This is a genomic window from Spirochaetota bacterium (assembly GCA_034190085.1).
Lineage (GTDB): Bacteria > Spirochaetota > UBA4802 > UBA4802 > JAFGDQ01 > JAXHTS01.
In genome coordinates, this window is record JAXHTS010000068.1 from 51951 (window position 1) to 70529 (window position 18579).

14 protein-coding genes are annotated in these 18579 nt (G+C 35.2%); 3 read left to right on the forward strand and 11 right to left on the reverse strand.

What is annotated here, in order from left to right; translation table 11 throughout:
- Positions 1-42 precede the first annotated feature (42 nt).
- Positions 43-1659 (reverse strand): clostripain, encoded by a 1617-nt coding sequence (cloSI, locus tag SVZ03_13475; protein MDY6935218.1) that lies wholly within the window; start codon positions 1657-1659, stop codon positions 43-45.
- Positions 1660-1970: 311 nt separating this feature from the next.
- Between cloSI and SVZ03_13480 the strand changes: the two genes are divergently transcribed.
- From SVZ03_13480 to SVZ03_13490, 3 genes are all read left to right on the forward strand, one after another.
- The gene (locus tag SVZ03_13480) at positions 1971-2462 is read left to right on the forward strand and encodes a bifunctional nuclease family protein (protein ID MDY6935219.1); all 492 of its coding nucleotides are present in this window, start codon (positions 1971-1973) and stop codon (positions 2460-2462) included.
- Between the two features lie 282 nt (positions 2463-2744).
- Complete coding sequence (locus SVZ03_13485; GenBank protein MDY6935220.1) at positions 2745-4580, forward strand: fructose-bisphosphatase class III; 1836 nt, start codon at positions 2745-2747, stop codon at positions 4578-4580.
- A gap of 192 nt (positions 4581-4772) precedes the next feature.
- Positions 4773-5426: an outer membrane beta-barrel protein gene (locus SVZ03_13490; GenBank protein MDY6935221.1), complete on the forward strand. Its 654-nt coding sequence runs from the start codon at positions 4773-4775 to the stop codon at positions 5424-5426.
- A 98-nt stretch (positions 5427-5524) separates the two neighbouring features.
- On the opposite strand, the gene SVZ03_13495 is transcribed toward SVZ03_13490, so the two are convergent.
- From SVZ03_13495 to SVZ03_13540, 10 genes are all read right to left on the reverse strand, one after another.
- Complete coding sequence (locus tag SVZ03_13495) at positions 5525-7198, reverse strand: AMP-binding protein (protein ID MDY6935222.1); 1674 nt, start codon at positions 7196-7198, stop codon at positions 5525-5527.
- A gap of 484 nt (positions 7199-7682) precedes the next feature.
- Positions 7683-8579: an SDR family oxidoreductase gene (locus tag SVZ03_13500; GenBank protein ID MDY6935223.1), complete on the reverse strand. Its 897-nt coding sequence runs from the start codon at positions 8577-8579 to the stop codon at positions 7683-7685.
- Positions 8580-9126: 547 nt separating this feature from the next.
- The gene (locus SVZ03_13505; GenBank protein MDY6935224.1) at positions 9127-11115 is read right to left on the reverse strand and encodes a hypothetical protein; all 1989 of its coding nucleotides are present in this window, start codon (positions 11113-11115) and stop codon (positions 9127-9129) included.
- A 387-nt stretch (positions 11116-11502) separates the two neighbouring features.
- Positions 11503-12006 carry a transcription elongation factor GreA gene (greA, locus tag SVZ03_13510; protein ID MDY6935225.1) on the reverse strand — a complete coding sequence of 168 codons (504 nt, stop codon included), beginning with the start codon at positions 12004-12006 and terminating at the stop codon, positions 11503-11505.
- 413 nt (positions 12007-12419) lie between these two features.
- Positions 12420-12758, reverse strand: coding sequence for a hypothetical protein (locus tag SVZ03_13515; protein MDY6935226.1), 339 nt, complete (start codon positions 12756-12758; stop codon positions 12420-12422).
- An 826-nt stretch (positions 12759-13584) separates the two neighbouring features.
- Positions 13585-15417 carry a glutamine--fructose-6-phosphate transaminase (isomerizing) gene (glmS, locus tag SVZ03_13520; GenBank protein ID MDY6935227.1) on the reverse strand — a complete coding sequence of 611 codons (1833 nt, stop codon included), beginning with the start codon at positions 15415-15417 and terminating at the stop codon, positions 13585-13587.
- Positions 15418-15878: 461 nt separating this feature from the next.
- Complete coding sequence (locus SVZ03_13525; protein ID MDY6935228.1) at positions 15879-16508, reverse strand: phosphoribosylanthranilate isomerase; 630 nt, start codon at positions 16506-16508, stop codon at positions 15879-15881.
- Between the two features lie 2 nt (positions 16509-16510).
- A complete protein-coding gene (gene trpC, locus SVZ03_13530; GenBank protein MDY6935229.1) occupies positions 16511-17308 on the reverse strand; it encodes an indole-3-glycerol phosphate synthase TrpC in 798 nt (265 codons plus the stop codon).
- Positions 17277-17888, reverse strand: a complete 612-nt coding sequence (locus tag SVZ03_13535; GenBank protein ID MDY6935230.1) for a hypothetical protein — start codon at positions 17886-17888, stop codon at positions 17277-17279. Before SVZ03_13535 ends, trpC begins: the two co-directional genes overlap by 32 nt.
- A gap of 77 nt (positions 17889-17965) precedes the next feature.
- Positions 17966-18265 carry a DUF3467 domain-containing protein gene (locus SVZ03_13540; GenBank protein ID MDY6935231.1) on the reverse strand — a complete coding sequence of 100 codons (300 nt, stop codon included), beginning with the start codon at positions 18263-18265 and terminating at the stop codon, positions 17966-17968.
- Positions 18266-18579 lie beyond the last annotated feature (314 nt).

Below are 18579 nucleotides of genomic sequence, written 5' to 3' on the forward strand. Positions count from 1 at the left end.
CTTAAATATATTTAATGTATAATGATGGCTTAATTGAAGGATTTATGGAGTATACCCATTCAATCCTCCACCCCCACCCTCATCAAACCAGTCATCAAGCATCTCAAACCAATTATCTATTGTGCTGTCACTGGAGGTTGCTCCATCTATACACCATGACAATTTTCCATATAAGCTGTCATCATCACTAAATGCAGCATCAGTATCTATAGAATTATACCACCACTGGTATGCCCAGCTTCGTTCTCCAAGATAATTGATGCTATCTCCATCTGAGAAAAAGATATGCAGGCCATGTTTACCATTGGTAAATCTTGATGGATAATCATTCCCAGCATAGGAGTAGACAACCATTTCATCAACGGCAGTCATTACATCTGATGCCTTTGTCTGTATTGCTGAGCTAAAATCAGAACTTGTGCTTGTCCGTTCACATAGATCATAAAGATCAAAAAAAGGATAGCGTACCCATTCTACAACTTCAGCTGCATCGAAATAGTGTATTGTTCCTTCTGACAAAGATAATGGATAACCACCCCTTATATTTTCGAAGTAGAATTGCTCATTCTCAACATCAACACTCAGATTAACCGCCAGGGCATCAACAGCATCCTTTACCTCCGCCACCTTTGCAAGGTTATAGCAACTTAAGGACTGGCTTGGCCCATATGTGGAATTAGCGCTGGTAGAATCATACTGTTCCTCAACAATAATTCCTCCAAATTCAGCTGCTGTCATAGTAGATGGGTCATAATAGAGTTCACTCCCCCCTATTATTGTATCCACTTCTCCATTATTACCGCCTCCACCTCTGATCCTCTCAAATATTTTATCATATTGCCATCCAGCCCCCCATAATGATGGAGATGAAGCAACCATGTAATCAGCGCTAAATTTGTCATCTCCTGTTCGATATTGGTATGCTGTTTCAACTGAACCCAACAGGCAGACATCGAAACCAATTAAGTCTACGGATTCACTTGCGGTCAATACATCAGTTACCTCTGCTACATAAAGCATATCACCATCATTCGTATCATCTTCACAAAATGCTCTAGGAAAGTCTCTATTCAGATTATCACTCAACCCCCTGCCTCTTGTACCCCCTCCATGATTCGAAAGAATTAGAGCATAGTTATCAGCCTCATATTCAGCCTTACAAAACTGAATGAATTTCTTCATTGTATTTGCATCACCCATGTTGGCCTCATAACTTGAGATGGTAGTAATTTCAGGAAATTGTGTACCACCTCCGATTCGAGTTGCAGCTCCTTGCGTAATTCTATAGATCCTTGTATCTGAAAAATCCTCCCCAAATACAGTAGCGTCATTTGTATAATACCCATAAGATTCAGGATGCCGATCAATAAGAAGAATTAGATTAAGACCCTGATCATTTACATAACCGCTTTTCATCTCCTGTACATCCGATAGAAGCGCGGTTTCAAGATCGCAATCTGCATCGCAATAATACATAACCGTCCAATTCGTCCCCTTGGTATAATTATCCACCAAGGGTTGGGGATTATCATTATCATCATTACAGGCAACTGAAATAATAAGCACAAAACATAGGACAAAATTGAAATATTTAAAATACCTAAGAATATACTCAATCCTTCTAATAAACATATATTTCCAATCCTTAATGCTATGCATCGATATTCCTCCGTGAATCTTATCCTCTTTAATAAATATTAAAATGTTATATTCAATTCATCATTCCTTTGTTATTTGAGTATATTTCAAATATTATTGAATGTAAAGGAAAAATCGTTATACATCAGTAATAGGATTACGAATTATATAAACAAAATGAATATAATCCATGAATATACTGTATTATCTCAATTATAAAACACTAAAATTAATAAAGAAAAATATATTATACAATAAATTCCTTGATATTTTTTATTATATCCTTCATTCTTGATTTAAAGGAATGTAAAATAAATATACAGGGAGTGTGCATGATGTCACTATCAAGAGTAGAAGTACTTAATATTGTAATCGATCAAGAAAATAATATACCGGTTGTTATATTACAGGATATTGAAACAAAGGATACATTACCAATCCTCATAGCGCCTCTTGAAGCTAGTATGATAGCTATAGAATTAGAAGGCAAAAAACCGATAAGACCCTTAACGCACGATCTTCTGATAAATATAGTAAAAGCTACTTCTTATGAAGTAGAGTCAATTGAAATAAATGATCTGAAAGACAACATTTATTATGCTAAAATCAAGCTGGTTTCTGGCAATAAGACCTTAGAGATTGATAGTCGACCAAGTGATGCAATAGCTATAGCGCTAAGAACAAAAGCACCAATTTATGTAAAGAAGAAGGTTTTTATACTCTCAATGGGCATTCAAAAAGCGACTAAACATGTGGACAAGGAGACATTGAAAGAAGTTTTAGAGGATATTGAGATTGAGGATGTTGGTGGAAAAATAATGTAGCCTCTACCTAAGCATTTTGTGATTCAATATCTTTAAATGAATATTTAATTTATTCTTGCCTATAGACATTCTTTGTTTCAAATATCATTGCTGATTATAGCATATTTTAGACAAAATAAGCATTTATGAACGATAGATGTGTATATAGAGCTTTATTAGTGGAGACATCTTTCCCACACAAGGATTCATTACCCTACTCCGATGATCTTCACATCCAAAAACAAACCTGCCAGAGATTCCTATCTTTTGTAAAATAATCCTATCGATAAGGAGAAAATTGATATGTCTAATAATATTACTAATATTGAGATACATGATTTTATCAAGGAGCTTACGGATATTGAGATAGAACTCGAATCCGATATTGAGACGACGTTATGGATTAGTGATCCTCATGGCGCTGGTGAGAGATTTGTCGCAATATTGAAGGGTAGATTTGGAATTGTATGGAGAACCTGCTATGAGGCACTTCCAAAATCATTTTCACATAATAAGATTGAATATTTAGCAAGAATAATAAGAAAGGAAAAATACATAAATGGTGAGGATAATTCAATAGAGAGACAGGATGTGATCTCAGCTCTGGTTAAGGTTATTAGATATAGGATGCAAAACGTAAAGGATTTTGATCAAATACGTCCTAGTATTAATAAGGATCTCAAGCAGGTTTTGGAGAATCTGATACTCAATTTCCCAGTACCAAATCTTATATATGAGAATGATCTGATTGCAGACAAGGTTATTAGCGCTCTCTGTAAGATTATAAAACAAGTAATTATTGGCCAGTTGGTTGTGCTGGGGGATGTCTTTGATAGAGGTGATGAACCGGATAAAATATTGAGGATTCTCAATAAGAGTGATATTAAACCCTATGTAAAGTATATTTGGGGAAATCATGATATTCTCTGGATGGGAGCAGCAGCAGGCAACAGATCTCTCATTGCTGAAGCCCTTAGGATTAGCACACGATATGATAACCTAAAATTTTTAAAAAGACTTGGAATTGATATCAGCAAATTACAGGAATTTGCAAATAAATTGTATCCTGGTGAGATTGCAGGGAAATTTAAGGCGAAACTGAATATTTCAAAGAAAATGGAAAAAACCCTCTCAATAATTCAATTTAAACTGGAGGAAAAAACTATAAGAGATAATCCTAATTTCAGGATGGAATCACGATTGATGCTTGAGAATCTTGCACAAATGCTTAAAAGTAATAATGTTGATGGTTTGACGGATACGGATTTCCCAACATTAGACTTAGATAATCCTACAGAATTATCTGAAGAAGAGAAGTATGTAATAGATGATTTGACATATCAGTTTACGAACAGCGATAGGGTAAAATCTCTCATGAGGTTTCTATTTGAACATGGAAAGATGTATCATATCAATAACTACATCCTGAATATTCATGCGCTTATACCCAGTACAGCGGAAGAGGAATTTGATGATCTTTTCGGACGAAAAGGCAAAGCCCTATTCGATCATCTTGAGGCAATAGTAAAAAATGTGGGAAAAAAATATCTGGCAGGGGAAGAGCAGGGTCCTGAGGAATTAGCACTTATGTTTTATCTTTGGTGTGGCCCTAAATCGCCATTCTTTGGGAAAAATGCGATGAAGACCTTTGAGAGGTATTACTTCAAAGATAAGGATACTCATAAGGAGATACTCCTCTATTGGGAGGAGAACCTAAAAAAGGATTCATTTATGGATATGATTTTAAATGATTTTGGGGCTAAAAGAATTGTTTATGGGCATACACCTATAGACATCTTAAAGGGTGGAAAGATAGCCTCTTCTGATGGCAGGGCAATCAATATCGACGGCGGTTTCTCTAAGGCATATCTCAATAGAGGTCATTCCCTTGTGCATACACCGTACTCATTATACGCCATAATATTACCTACTCCAGATGAAATTAGCGAGGCTAGAAAGATGAAAGAACCAGCTAAGATTCAGATAGAAAACATTGACAGCTTTGAAAATCCTGTAAAGGTGAAAAATACATATAGAGGGAAGATATTAAAGGAGAGAAGAGATCAGTTATTTGCAATGTTAAATGAACTTGAATACCATAATGTAGAGACTCTCTCTGAGAGTGATTTCACCATATAAATTATGGTTGACATTTGCTTCATTTACAATTACATATATGTATTGAGAATCGAGCTATAAATAGCTTGTGACAATCCTTTATAATTGTATTCGCAAAGGACATGTGATTGATATTAGCAGATAGTAGTAACTCATGCAATTAAATATTATGTATATGTTTAATATAATATTTTCAAATTTATGGGAGGTTGAATGAAGCAGATGAGAAATGCAATAGCAGCTATTTTAACTATATCTTTTATGTTGTTTGTGCCAATTTCAGGGTCTGCCTTCATAGATATTGGACTATATATGGGGCGTTCTGTTAATGGTAATATGGAATTAGGGGAGCTTAAAACTGAACTGGGCAAGGACTCTACTGACGTAGATGGGTGGGAATACGGCATATCGGCACATCTCAATACAGGGGTGCCACTACTCTTCACCGCTGGCATCGGTTTATTCTATCAAATAACATCATTAACCTATGATTATAGATATGATGGCATCAATAGTAAAGAATTAGATACAACTAAGAACACCTATGGTTTTGATGGTTATTTCCAGATTGACTTGCCCTTTCTGCCAATATATCCCTATGTAAGGGCTGGCACAGCTATTAAAGATGAGACAAAGATTGATACAGTGGAATATATCGGCACAACCCAGGAAACCATAAATGAAAAGATAAAGGAAAAGTATTTTCAGTCCTATTATTATGGCTTTGGTCTTTCATATACTCTATATGACGCTGTGGTTATGGATCTTCAACTCTTTGCTGAATATCTCATCACAAAATCAAAACAGGAGAGCGATATTGAGATAGAAGGGCAATCTGTTCGTGCTGGAGTCAAACTCGCTTTATGACTTGATTATCATTATACACCCCTATCTATCCCAGTAAAGTAATATCTGTCAATTAAGCAATTAAGGTTGAACATTGAAAGGGGATTGTTATCCCTTTTCTAAGTGGCAGTAGCAGCATACTTTTCCTTTAACAATCTCTTTACCAACTTTCCGTCAGGATTTCTTGGCAGATCATCAACGAATTCAATAGACTTGGGCCTTTTGTACCCAGCTAAATGCTCACTACAGTAGTCGATTATTTCCTTCTCAGTCAGGTTCATGCCTTTCCTGGTGACGATAAAAGCTTTGATAGCCTCTCCCCATTCCTTATCCGGTATTCCAATAACTGCCACATCCATTACGCTTGGGTGCAGGTGAATTACTTCCTCTATCTCAGCAGGATAAATATTGACCCCTCCGCTTATAATCATATCCTTTTTCCGATCAACGATGTAACAGAAATTTTCTTCATCAAGATAAGCGACTTCACCCTCAATGAAGTACTGTTCGCCATCAATCTCCATAAAAGAGCTTTTAGTCTTATCTGGATCCTTGTAATATTCAAGATACTTTACCATAGGATTTGACACATAAAGATCACCAGTTGCTCTTGTTGGGGCGACATTCCCATTTTCATCTACTATTTTTAACTTATTACCGCCTGCGACTATACCAACGCTGGCATATTTTTCTGGATTCTTAAGATAGTGTTTTGGTTTTAGTATTGTATTTATACCTGCATCAGTTGATCCATAAAATTCGTAAAATACCGGGCCAAAAAAATCAACAACCTCCTTCTTAAGCTCTGCAGGACAGGGCGCAGCAGCGCATACTATTGACTTCATTGAATTCACATCATACTTATCCTTGTTTGATATAGATAGCAAGCGCTTCAATAAAATTGGAACAATGAATGTTGTTGATAATTTTTCTTTTTCAATGAATTTCAATGCTTCCTCTGCATCGAATTTTCTCATTATTGCTACAGTACCGCCATGGGCAAATGTCATACCGGCAAATCCCAAAGGCGCGGCATGATAGAGGGGGCCAACTACTAGATGCCTGTTCGTTGTCTTATGATAATCAAAACCATTTAACATGTTGTCCAACATCACAACGAATGAAGCAATATCATCTGGTTCTAAAATAGAGGGGTCCTTAAGCGCTCGGCTGTGTGTACCCTTTGGGCGTCCAGTTGTGCCGGAAGTATATAACATAAAGCCACCGCCAGTAACAGTAGACTCAAGATCAGCGCTGGATGACTCACTGAGGAATTTTTCATAATCTATCATATCATCTGGAATATTTTCGCCAACCATGATGAAATGCTTCACACCCTTTAATTTTGATTTAATTGGCTTCAGCTTATCAATAAATTGCTCTTCTATAAAAAAGGCCTTGGCGTCTGAATTGTTGACTATATACTCTATCTCCTCACCCTTTAAATGCCAGTTTATTGGTGTTGATATGATGCCAGCAAGGGAAGGACCATAAACCACTTCTAAGAATGAATTTGAATTGCCGAGGAAAGCTGCAATATGATCTCCCTCTTTTATGCCTAGAGATAGTAATCCATTATTCAACCTGTTCATTCTTTCTCTGAATTCTCTATAGGTGAATTTTTTATCGCCGTAAATGATAGCCTCTTTCTCCGGATTGTCATCCAAGGCTGATAAAAATATGTTGCCACTTCTCATTTTCGTCATTAACTTTCGCGTTCTGCTTCTCATCAACAATCCAATTATCCTTCTATTCAGTAACATTTTCAGCATATTCCTTTTATCATCTGCCATTTTAATAGCCTCCATTTTAGTATTATTTACTTACTTGATATTACACCATCCTAATTAATAGTGAAATAAAAATAGCAACAATATAGGTTATGGGTGTTATCCTCATTATCGTCTATTTACAATCCCTGTCCTCTCAATTGAAATCATCTAAACTATGCTAATCAAAAGGACACACCAATAATTCTGTACTGATCAATCATTGCATAATATTAAGCTTGAGTAAATGTAAATATTAGTAATTTGGATATAATTTCTAAGTTCATAGACATTTACATGGTTTCATAAAAACAACCAATAACATCAATTCATTATCTAATTGCAGAAATCGCCAAGGTAAGATAGGTACTATAATAGTTGACTTTATTGAGATATATTTCCCAAATTGTGGGAGGATAAATGAGAGCCTCACTATCCTCCCATGTCGTATACATCTTTATACAAGCTTACAAAGCTATTCTATATAAAGCAAGTTACTAACTTATTATTAACTGAAGAAGCTCTGCATGCTATCATTGACATCCTTTTTTGCTGATGCCCCTTCCATGTTTGTGATTTCATTCAATTTATCACGAACATCTTCGACTGTAATACCCTTTTTAGCGTCAAGGGTTACACCTTTAGATTCTACTATTTGAGCCCTTGCATAATGACCTGCAGCTGCTACCATAATGTTGCCGCTCTCTGTGTACTCCTCAGAACAGAGAAGAGCTACCATTGGCGAGACTAATTCTGGTTTCATTAAATCGAGCACTTCCTTTGGCATAAGCGATTCGGTCATTCTTGAGGCAGCCCCTGGAGCTATCGTATTGATTAAGATATTATATTTTGCTCCCTCAAGTTTTAACGTGTTCATCAAGCCGACAACACCTAATTTAGCAGCGCCATAGTTGCCCTGTCCAAAATTACCAAAGAGCCCTGTGCCAGATGTGGTAAAGACAATGCGTCCATATTTGTTTTCTCTCATTATTGGCCAAACTGCCTTAGTTGGATAATACGTGCCATATAGATGAACCTTTAGTACGCTATCCCATTGTTCATCTCCCATCTTTTGAAAGGTGATATCTCTAAGTATGCCTGCATTATTCACAAGAATATCAACCTTTCCAAAGGCCTTTGTCGCAGTCTCAATGATTCCCTTACCGCCTTCAGATGTATGAACGCCATTATAATCAGCAACCGCTTCCCCGCCAGCGGCTTTTATTTCGTCAACTACCAGATCAGCAGGCGATTTTTCTTGACCTGTACCGTCAACCGAACCTCCCATGTCATTAACCACTACCTTCGCTCCTCTGGAGCCTAAAAGAAGTGCATGGCACCTTCCTAAACCTCTTCCAGCACCAGTGACTACGGCCACTCTTCCATCATAACGTACTTCTGCCATTATTACCCCCTATGCTATTAAATTATAAATACTCAATGAAAATTATTCGCATTATTAAATATTTATTAATAATTAATGTTGCATGGATACCTGAGATATATTAATGTATCATTTAATATTCCTCTTTGTCATATCGACAAAGTGTTTAAGAATTTATTATAATTAGGTTGATATCGAAAGATAACATCCTAAGTATTCGGCAGTTATATTCTGATGTGATGATATTGTAGGATTAAACATTTATAATTTTAATATAATTATCTATGTAATGATATGCTTTTGTAGTCTACTTAGAAATGAACAATCTTCATAATCAAATCATACATGTATGTTTATGAGTTCACTCTAATAGATTTTTTTATTCAGCTAAAATCGAAAATTGAAGAGTTTTTTTTCCTGAAAATTGATCCACACAAACCTCTTGTATAGTGACAAGATAAAATGTAAATATTTCTTGTCAAGAAAAAACTAAATCTGCACCCTTGGAGTATATGATTACAGCGACAAGATAGTGTAAGGGGGTCCGTCATGCCAGGTGTTGTTTAGATCAATTATGTGAATTTGTAGCGTACTTCAGGTCGCTGTTAGCATCATCATAATAACTTATGTGAGCATGATTATCTGAATCTACTACTATTGAAGTAAACTCGCCTACATCACCAATGCTGTCCCATGCCTCTATTGTCCAGAAACCTGTGACCTTAAAAGCATATTTTAAACAGGTGTTCGTATTATCGCGGTAACTGATGTGAATTTGATCCTCAGAATCAACTGCAATTGAAGTATGAAAACCTACTGATCCACTGCTATCCAGTGTTATGACTTCCCAAAGGCCAGTGGCGTTAGTGATGTATTTCAAGTCGCTTTCTGTGTTATCACGATAGCAAATATGCACATAATTCGCAGAATCAATGGCAATTGATGTATAGCTGCCAACAGATCCATCGCTGTCCAAGGTCTCTGCCTCCCAGGCGCCTGTAGCGTTTGTTATGTATCGAAGGTTATTATTATCTTTATCCCGATAGCTTATGTGAACATGATCCCCTGAGTCTATAGCAATTGAGGAATAATCTCCAGCAGACACAGCGGTATCCAATGATGTCATATCCCATATTGCTGATGTATTGGTCGTATATTTCAGGTTATCATTAGTATAATCATAATAGCTTATATGAACCTGATCCCCAGAGTCAATTGCTATTGATGAATAAGCCCCAACTGTCCCCTCGCTATCCAGAGTCTCTGTGCTCCATTGACCGGATGCATTAGTAACGTATTTTAAAGCGCTGTTCGAATTATCCCGATAACTTATGTGGATCTTATCCCCTGAGTCGATAGCTAATGATGTATATCTTCCCACATCTCCACTACTATCTAGTGTCTCTGAAATCCATAAGCCTGATAAATTTGTTATGTATCTCAGGTCTCCATTAGTATCATCATAATAGCTTATGTGCAGATTCCCCCCAGAGTCAATAGCTATTGACGTAGATTCACCTACATCTCCATTACTATCTAAGGTCTTGGAGATATAGTTTGTCTCATCCACAACCCTAAATGTTAATCCATTTGAGCTTATAATATCGTCATTCCTAACAATAAGATCAAGCCTGTATCGACCCTTTCCCAGCAAACTTCCTACTGTTATAGTATCGCTGTCTTCTCCTGATATGGGATCTCCCATAATATACCATTGATAACCCTCAACTGGTTCTGAGGTCACTGCTGTAACTGTCATATCTGAATTCTCTAAAACCGGTTCTTGTTGTCCGTTGAAAGTAATGCTTATCGGATTCTGCATATCCACATCAATTGATATATCTAAACCACCATAAACTAAATCATCATAGGTTATAGAATAGCCGCCATCGGTAGTTTCATCAGCAACTATTCGAACTGCATCTACTCGTCCCCATACAACATGGTCTCCGTCCATAAGTTTAATATTCAGTATATAATACCCTGATTCAATATCAGAGTTTGAGTAGGATGCTGAAAGCGAATCAGAGGCCATGACAAAATTAAGTGTCATAATAGAATCATCATTATCAGTCAATGTTGAATCAATTATGGGATTCTCAATAGTATTTTCAGGCCATGATAGGGAGAGCAGTAAAATTCCTCTCCCCTTTGATGGTGTAACTATTATGCTTGTATTTGTAATCTCGCCTGCATTAATTACTACAGTTGTGTCACCGCTAGCAACAATCATTCCCTCGGAATTCTTAGCTACCACGCTAATTGACCATGATCCAGGAATAAGGTTATATATGCCTACAATATCTGTTGTAACCCCCTCCATGAAGAAAGATTCATCCTCGGGACCAATGCCTGAAATATCATAGGAAGCAATAGAGACATTTATGTCTGGTGCAATTGTCTCTGATTTTTCGATTTCATCAGTTGAAGATAAGCGTAGAATTATTGAACCCGTGGGTTTGTTCACAGGATATTGTAGAGAATCTTTTTCACTTCCACAACCCATGTAAACCAACAATACTAAAAATACAAAATAAATCCTCATCTTCTTCTCCATGAAAACCTCCCAAAATATTTATGTTTTCTTAATGTAACTCTTGCCCCTTCTCACTTAGGTTAAAGAAGAGCATTCAAACTCAGTTACATTGAGTCATTCATGTTAAGAATATGGTTATGGATTTTACAATAGGTTTTGATAAATTTGTATTTATTTCCTCTAAGGTTTGATGGTAAGATATCCTTCTAATTAATGATTAGAATTGATCAACTATAATCTCATATCAGAAAATGTTGATTAAACATTTCTAAATGAAAAATCAAAACTGTCAATTATAATATATAAATATTTAGTTTTCTCTTGTAGTACTTTGATGAAATAGAATTTTTCCCTTTAAGTTAAACAAATCTACTTTAATATTATGAATCAACCTTTTTAGGATTTCCCTTAAGGTTGTTTATATTTTTCTTCAAATTCATCATTGTGAAAGGTTATAAGTTTTTCGATATAATATTTCTTTTTACCAACTGGCAATGTTACATCAACTTCTTCGCCAACGGTGCGACCTTGGAGAGCTGCTCCAATTGGAGAGGATAATGATATTTTGCCCTGAGATGGATTTATATCATTTGATGAAACGAGTTCAAACTCTATCCTATTGTTTGTTTCCTGGTCTATAATCCTTACCTTTGATCCATATGCAATTTTATCTTTTGAGATATCTGAGACATTCAAACTGTTTAAATTGCTAAGCTGTTTTGAAAGTTGAGCTATTCTACCTTGAACGAAAGATTGCCTCTCTCTAGCAGCATGATATTCCGCATTCTCTTTTAAATCCCCATAAGCTCTTGCCTCAGCAATTTTTTTAGGCAACTCTATCTTAAATTCATGCTTAAGTTTTGTAATTTCATCTTTTATCTCTCTTTTCTGTAAATCAAGATCCTTACTCATTTCTATTTTCCTCTATAAATATAACACTATCTTGTTATTGATAGTTTGTTAGCGTACTAATTATGACAAATTGTGTCAAGCATGATATAAGTGGTTATGAGAGATATGATGATGTAGCAAATTAAGTTTTAGAGTCATGCCGTTAAAGCATGAGTCTTGCCAAGCTCCCTAAGATAGTCATTTGAATTCATAGAATTCCAGAGATTATGCTAACGGTCTTCGAAATGTTTACATTGCAGCCATGCTATTGCGTTCGTATGCTGTAGAGTCCAGCGCATACCCATCAGTTTTAACCGGCTTGTAACGATATATTTATTAGCACTCTCTATAGCGCCGTTGCCTATATAATAACCTTTCTCGCGGTATACAGCATAGCGCGTTGAATTTTTATTTCTATAAAAATAAGTTCTAAGCTACATTATCGGGATTTGATTTATTTTTCTATTCTGCGCCTCTTTTACCAAAAGCTTTATAATATCATCGACTTTCCCATCCCATAATTTTTCCTTGTAGGGATTCACCCACACCTCACAACGCAATTTATTTTGATCCCCGAAAAGAAGATAAGCCGTCTTCCATAAATTATCAACTTCATGATACCAATCTAAAATGTGAATTGGCTTTTGGCAATAGCTCCTCCTTTTTCTTGCTGATCCATACAACCTCATCCCTTTATAAAACAGCAGTCTTAGCTCTTTGATACCCCTTGCTAAGAGCACTAGCGTAAAACATCTTCTTGAAATTTTCCACACCCTCGCCTATAGGGCATGTGAAACGTTTATTATTTATTTCTATTCTCTCTTTACCTTTTTCGATGTTTTCTGAACAATATCGTCTCCCGTGTGCACTAACCCAGGCTTCATCTCCTTAAATTCGCGCTTATATCCAATGATATCATATCCAATAGAAAATCTCTGACGTGTTCAAACAGCATAAATACCGTTAACTATGTAATTACCTTCGTCATCCTTTTGCTTACAAGGCTCTGGCTTAATCCCAATTCTTTATCTACAGGAATCCAGACTTCCTTACACCTTATATAGAAATAATATGTACATCTAATTCTTATCCGACCTGAAAATTTTGAACGAATCTTTCACATATGTTCCTGTTTATCAATTTTGCTCTGCAACGAGAGCAGTTTTTATTGCTCAACTTCTTTCCGTTGTTCTTCAAGTGACTTCTCAATTATTCGCCTTTGAAATTCCTTTGCCAATTCATCAAATACTTCATCCATTTTTTTTGATATGTTGCCTTCATCCTCTTTTGAATGTCAACAAATTAGCATGAGAAGTTATAATATCATGAATTCATTTTAGCTTGATGCGATGGGATACAGAAATAAAGAGAAGAAGAATATTGTTTCTACAAGATGGTATAAAAATTTTAGATTTATAACAATTCGGTTTCGTGTAATATATTAAGCTGGTATAGTTAATAGACCGAATGGAAATATACTTTAATCCTATCAAATAACAAGGCAATAGAAAAATAATAACAAATTCTAAGAATGAGTTAGGTAAGGAGTCTAATTTAGAGGGGAATTTCAATGGATGGGCTTTCTATATTGTAATAACACTATTCAACCGTAACACTCTTTGCAAGATTTCTGGGTTGATCTACATTCTCTCCTCTCATTACAGCAATATGATATGCTAAAAGCTGAAGTGGGATTACAGTTAGAAGGGGAGAAACCATTTTATTAACTTCAGGCACATATATGACATGATCTGAACATTTTAAAATTTCAGTATCCCCTTTAGTAGCTATCGCTATGGTCCTGCCATTCCTGGCCTTAACTTCCTCCATATTTCCCAAGACCTTTCGATAGACCTCATCCCTTAGTGCAATGAAAACAACTGGCATAAATCTATCAATTAAGGCAATCGGTCCATGCTTCATCTCAGCAGCTGGATATCCCTCAGCATGTATATATGATATCTCCTTTAATTTTAGCGCTCCTTCAAGAGCAATTGGGAATTGAATGCCTCTGCCTAGGTAAAGGAAATTTTTAATATCCTTATATATTCTTGATATTTCTATTATCTCATCATTATTATCTAAAATACGACTGACATATTCCGGAATTTTACAGAGACACTCGAGGTGCATCCTTCCCTCTTCAGCAGTCATGCCCCTCTGTCTTGCCAAATATATTGTTAACAGTATTATAATAGTAATTTGTGAGGTAAAGGCTTTTGTTGAGGCAACGCCAATCTCAGGCCCAGCATGAATATAGATACCTCCATCACACTCTCTGGCAATTGTGCTCCCCACAACATTAGTAATTCCCAGAACCTTTGCTCCTCTCGCCTTGGCTTCCCTTAAGGCAGCCAGGGTATCAGCTGTCTCTCCTGACTGACTTATGACAATAACCAAATCTCCATCCCTTAATATTGGTCTCCTGTATCTAAACTCAGAGGCATATTCAACTTCTACTGGAATTTGTGCATATTCCTCTATTAGATATTCTCCAATAAGCCCTGCATGCCAGGACGTGCCGCAGGCTATAAATATAATCCTCTCAATCCCACTCAATTCTTTTTTTGAAAGCCGGAGCCCATCCAGTCTAACATCCCCTGAATCGTGAAGAATTCGTCCCCTATATGCATTCATTATTGTTTCTTTTTGTTCAAAGATTTCCTTTAACATAAAATGTTCAAAACCTTGTTTCTCTATTGCTTGTATATCCCAATCTATAGCATTAATCTTTTTGCTAACTCTGTTATTGTTGATGTCATAGGTTTTAAAACCATCTTTCTTGATCTCAATCAATTCGCCATCATCAATGTATATTACCTTTCTGGTATGCTCTATAATAGCGCTTGCATCAGAGGCAACCAGCATTTCATCGTTCCCCACACCTAAAATTAAGGGACTTCCCTTCCTTGCGGCAATAACCTTGTCAGGCTCTTTTTTAGAGACAACAGCTATTCCATATGTCCCCTCCAGCTTAGAAAGGGCTCTTTTAACAGAATCAATAAGTGATTTCTCCTTATAATAATAATATTCTATTAAATGCGCTATTATTTCTGTATCAGTATCACTAACGATTTTATGACCATATTTGATAAGCATCTCCTTTAATATCGAATAGTTTTCAATAATACCATTATGAACAATCGCAATTTCTGAATTACAGTCAGTATGTGGATGAGAATTTATATCGGATGGGGCTCCATGTGTAGCCCACCTGGTATGCCCAATGCCAGTATGGAATTGTTCAAGCTCTTTATGGTTGAGAACAGCCTCTAGATCAGATATCTTACCCTCTTTCCTGCCAATAAAAATCACTCCATTGACAAGCGCAATACCTGCTGAGTCATAACCCCTATACTCCAATCTCTTCAATCCATTTAATATAATATCAATTCCGCTTCTCTCCCCAATATATCCGATTATTCCACACACAGCGACCTCCCATAATAATATAGCTTTATTCTCATTTTACTATTATATTGTTATTGATATAATGCTTTCCAAATCGTTAGTTGAGGGAAATAAGGTAAAATATGTTCATTTTTATATTTATATAGAGGTTTGTCACATGTAGTACTACTTTTCTCAATTTATTGTTTCTGTATCCTAATTGGTATAGATCCTCTTAAACCTGCTTCAGGTAATCCAATTGGCGGATACAGGATACAGTATGTTATGCAGAAATAGAATATTAATTATTTTATCAAGATTATGATAAGAATTTTAAAAATTTTATATATATTTTAGCAGTTAGTTATTGTAAAATTTTTAAACCGTGTTGGTTGAATATACATATAATGAATTATTATATTTAAAATTTAAACAAAAATTATATATTTCTATAATTGTATCTATATAATTGATGTGTAATTATATAATGAAAAATATTATTTTTAGGTTAGATTATCTAATATAGAAAAAAAATAATCAATCTTTTTTTTGTCTTTTTTCCCAGGACTCACTTCTATACTACTGGATAAATCTATTGCATAGGGCTTCACCTTTTTTATAGCTTCAATAACATTTAGGCTATTTATCCCTCCAGAGAGGAATAACCTATCCTTATATTGAAAGGCTTCTAATAGATCCCAATCAAATGTATGACCCGTTCCTCCAAGGGATTCCTTTGAATAGGAATCAAGCAGAAAATAATCAATGTTTTTATATTCATAACAGTATGAAATATCTGATTTATCCTTAATCCTGAATGCCTTTATCACCTTCTTTGAAAATTTCTGAATGAAAGATGGGGATTCATTTCCATGAAATTGTAAATATTCAATTCCTGTGACCTCAATAATCCTATTTACTAAGTCCTTCTCAGGGTTAACAAAAACTCCAACAGTACAAAAAACGTAATCTCTCTTAAGACCTTCCACTATATTCTTTACTATCTGGGGAAGAACATAACGGGGGCTCTTTGGATAAAAGATAAAACCGAGTATATCAGCGCCTGCATTTAAACAGGAAATGGCATCATCAATATTTGTAATACCGCAAATTTTAACTAATGGTCTTCTCATATTTATTCATCCAAGAGGCAAGTAATGGCCGCCTCAATATTATCACTCTTCATAAATCTTTCACCTATCAAGAAACCATCCACTCCACTCTGCCATAATTGTTTAATATCATCTCTTGCATCTATTCCACTCTCTGATATGATCATTTTTCCTTCTGGCTTACCCACTTTTTCCAATATATTAATTGTATTATTTATATCTGTTGAAAAATTCTTTAAATCACGGTTATTTATTCCTATTATATCAATTTCGTAATCTAGTGCTCCTCTATACTCATCAGCAGTATGGGTCTCAAAAAGGATATTCATATTTAATTCTTTTGCTACCCTTACGAATTCCTGTATTTGATCATCTTCAATTATTGAAGAAATAAGCAGAATGGCTGAGGCACCCAATAAATATCCTCTATAAATCTGATATGTATCAAGGATAAAATCCTTCATTAAAATTGGTTTATTAGTTATATCGCTTACAATTTCAACATATTCATAACTTCCCCAAAAAAAATCGGGTTCTGTTAAGATAGATATAGCATCTACAAAAGGAGATTTATCATAAATTTTAGCTATATGATCAATATTAAAATTCCTTCTAATTATTCCCTTTGAAGGCGAAGCGCGTTTAATCTCAGCAATCAAGAAGGGCTTTTTATCATTCGCTCCGGATAAAAAGGGTAATGGAGAATTACCAGCTTCAAGGAGATAATCTACTTGAGTTCTCAATTCATTATAGGGAATTCTTTTTTTCTCAATATCTAATAATTTTCGCCTATTGCCCACTATTTTTTCTAATGTTGTCATCTTTTAATCTTATGTTATCTAAGTATAGGGTTATTGTATAGCCACGACTATCCCTGTCCAATCTGAAATCTCTAATTGTCCCATTTACAGCAATTAGTTTTCGTGTCCTCCACCATTTTTTTAATATATCAGTATCATGTTCGGCAATTTTACTTATATTATCTGCGTCAATATCACCAATAATCTTCAACCAGCGTCCATGGAATAACCTGCATTGAAGTTCCTTTTCCAGAACACCCTCAGGAGATGAAATAATGTAGTTATAATCAGTTAATATTTCTTCCCCAACAATATTAATCAGGTAATCAATAAGCAATCTTCTATAATACTTCCTGCTTCCGAAAAGGCCTTCACTCCAATGTATATACAGCTTTTCAAGTTCTAAATAATTTGTTGCTGCTTTATTTGTATTTAGAGCATACAGGTTATTATCGAATTTCAGGAATGCAAGAGGAGATAATTGATGTGAATTGAATAGTTTTTCATCTATGCTCTGGGAATTGATCTCAGATATGAGGACATTCATTACAAATATGCACAACAATCCGATGAATTTCCTATTCAATTGTAGCATTATCATAGGTTATTCCATTTGTTTATAATAGGGCAACCTTAGTGTTTAGGGAGGTTAATCCTATTACATATATTCTCCTGCTCTTATTGCAGGTTTCTTCTAATTTTTTCAGGCACATTTGATACTTTTATTTCACCAAAATTATCCTCATATTTCCTTATGTTATCAGTAATTGCGAGTAATATTCTCTTAGCATGACCTGGTGTAAGTATTAGTCTTGAGACAAGTTTCCCAAAACCTGGTGGGGTGGGATTTACAAAGAGAAAATCTATTACAAATTCATCAGGGGAATGAGAAATATTGGCAAAATTTGAAAATATACCTGTTGCAACTGATTCATCTACTTTAATATCTATCTTAACATCCTTTTTATCCTTCTCCATTATATCCTCCTATTATTTCTATGCTTTACATGTTTCGATTATTCAATTTATTTAAGATTATGATGGGAGAGCACACTATTATGTATAGTATGAATCTTTCGAACCATTGAGGATTGTTATGCCTCTATCCTCAACCTCTATGTAGAAGAATGCTATTACATAGTTCATCTCTCATTATTTGATTCTCTAATGTATATAATATCGGAATAAGGCTTAATGAAGATGAAAAAAATGTCAAATCATTGATTTGGATTATGAATATATTCATCTATCCCTAACTACTTGAGCGAATTACTTGAAATGTTTATAGCTAT

Bases quoted from the DNA above. Each gene is read 5' to 3' on its own strand.
- greA (MDY6935225.1), bottom strand. From the start codon at position 12,006: ATGAGTAAGGATCTTGATTTACAGAAAAGAGAGATAAAAGATGAAATT.
- SVZ03_13500 (MDY6935223.1), bottom strand. From the start codon at position 8,579: ATGGCAGAAGTACGTTATGATGGAAGAGTGGCCGTAGTCACTGGTGCT.
- SVZ03_13485 (MDY6935220.1), top strand. From the start codon at position 2,745: ATGTCTAATAATATTACTAATATTGAGATACATGATTTTATCAAGGAG.
- SVZ03_13540 (MDY6935231.1), bottom strand. From the start codon at position 18,265: ATGGAGAAGGATAAAAAGGATGTTAAGATAGATATTAAAGTAGATGAA.
- SVZ03_13505 (MDY6935224.1), bottom strand. From the start codon at position 11,115: ATGGAGAAGAAGATGAGGATTTATTTTGTATTTTTAGTATTGTTGGTT.
- SVZ03_13525 (MDY6935228.1), bottom strand. From the start codon at position 16,508: ATGAGAAGACCATTAGTTAAAATTTGCGGTATTACAAATATTGATGAT.
- SVZ03_13495 (MDY6935222.1), bottom strand. From the start codon at position 7,198: ATGGCAGATGATAAAAGGAATATGCTGAAAATGTTACTGAATAGAAGG.
- trpC (MDY6935229.1), bottom strand. From the start codon at position 17,308: ATGACAACATTAGAAAAAATAGTGGGCAATAGGCGAAAATTATTAGAT.
- SVZ03_13480 (MDY6935219.1), top strand. From the start codon at position 1,971: ATGATGTCACTATCAAGAGTAGAAGTACTTAATATTGTAATCGATCAA.
- cloSI (MDY6935218.1), bottom strand. From the start codon at position 1,659: ATGCATAGCATTAAGGATTGGAAATATATGTTTATTAGAAGGATTGAG.
- SVZ03_13490 (MDY6935221.1), top strand. From the start codon at position 4,773: ATGAAGCAGATGAGAAATGCAATAGCAGCTATTTTAACTATATCTTTT.
- SVZ03_13535 (MDY6935230.1), bottom strand. From the start codon at position 17,888: ATGATAATGCTACAATTGAATAGGAAATTCATCGGATTGTTGTGCATA.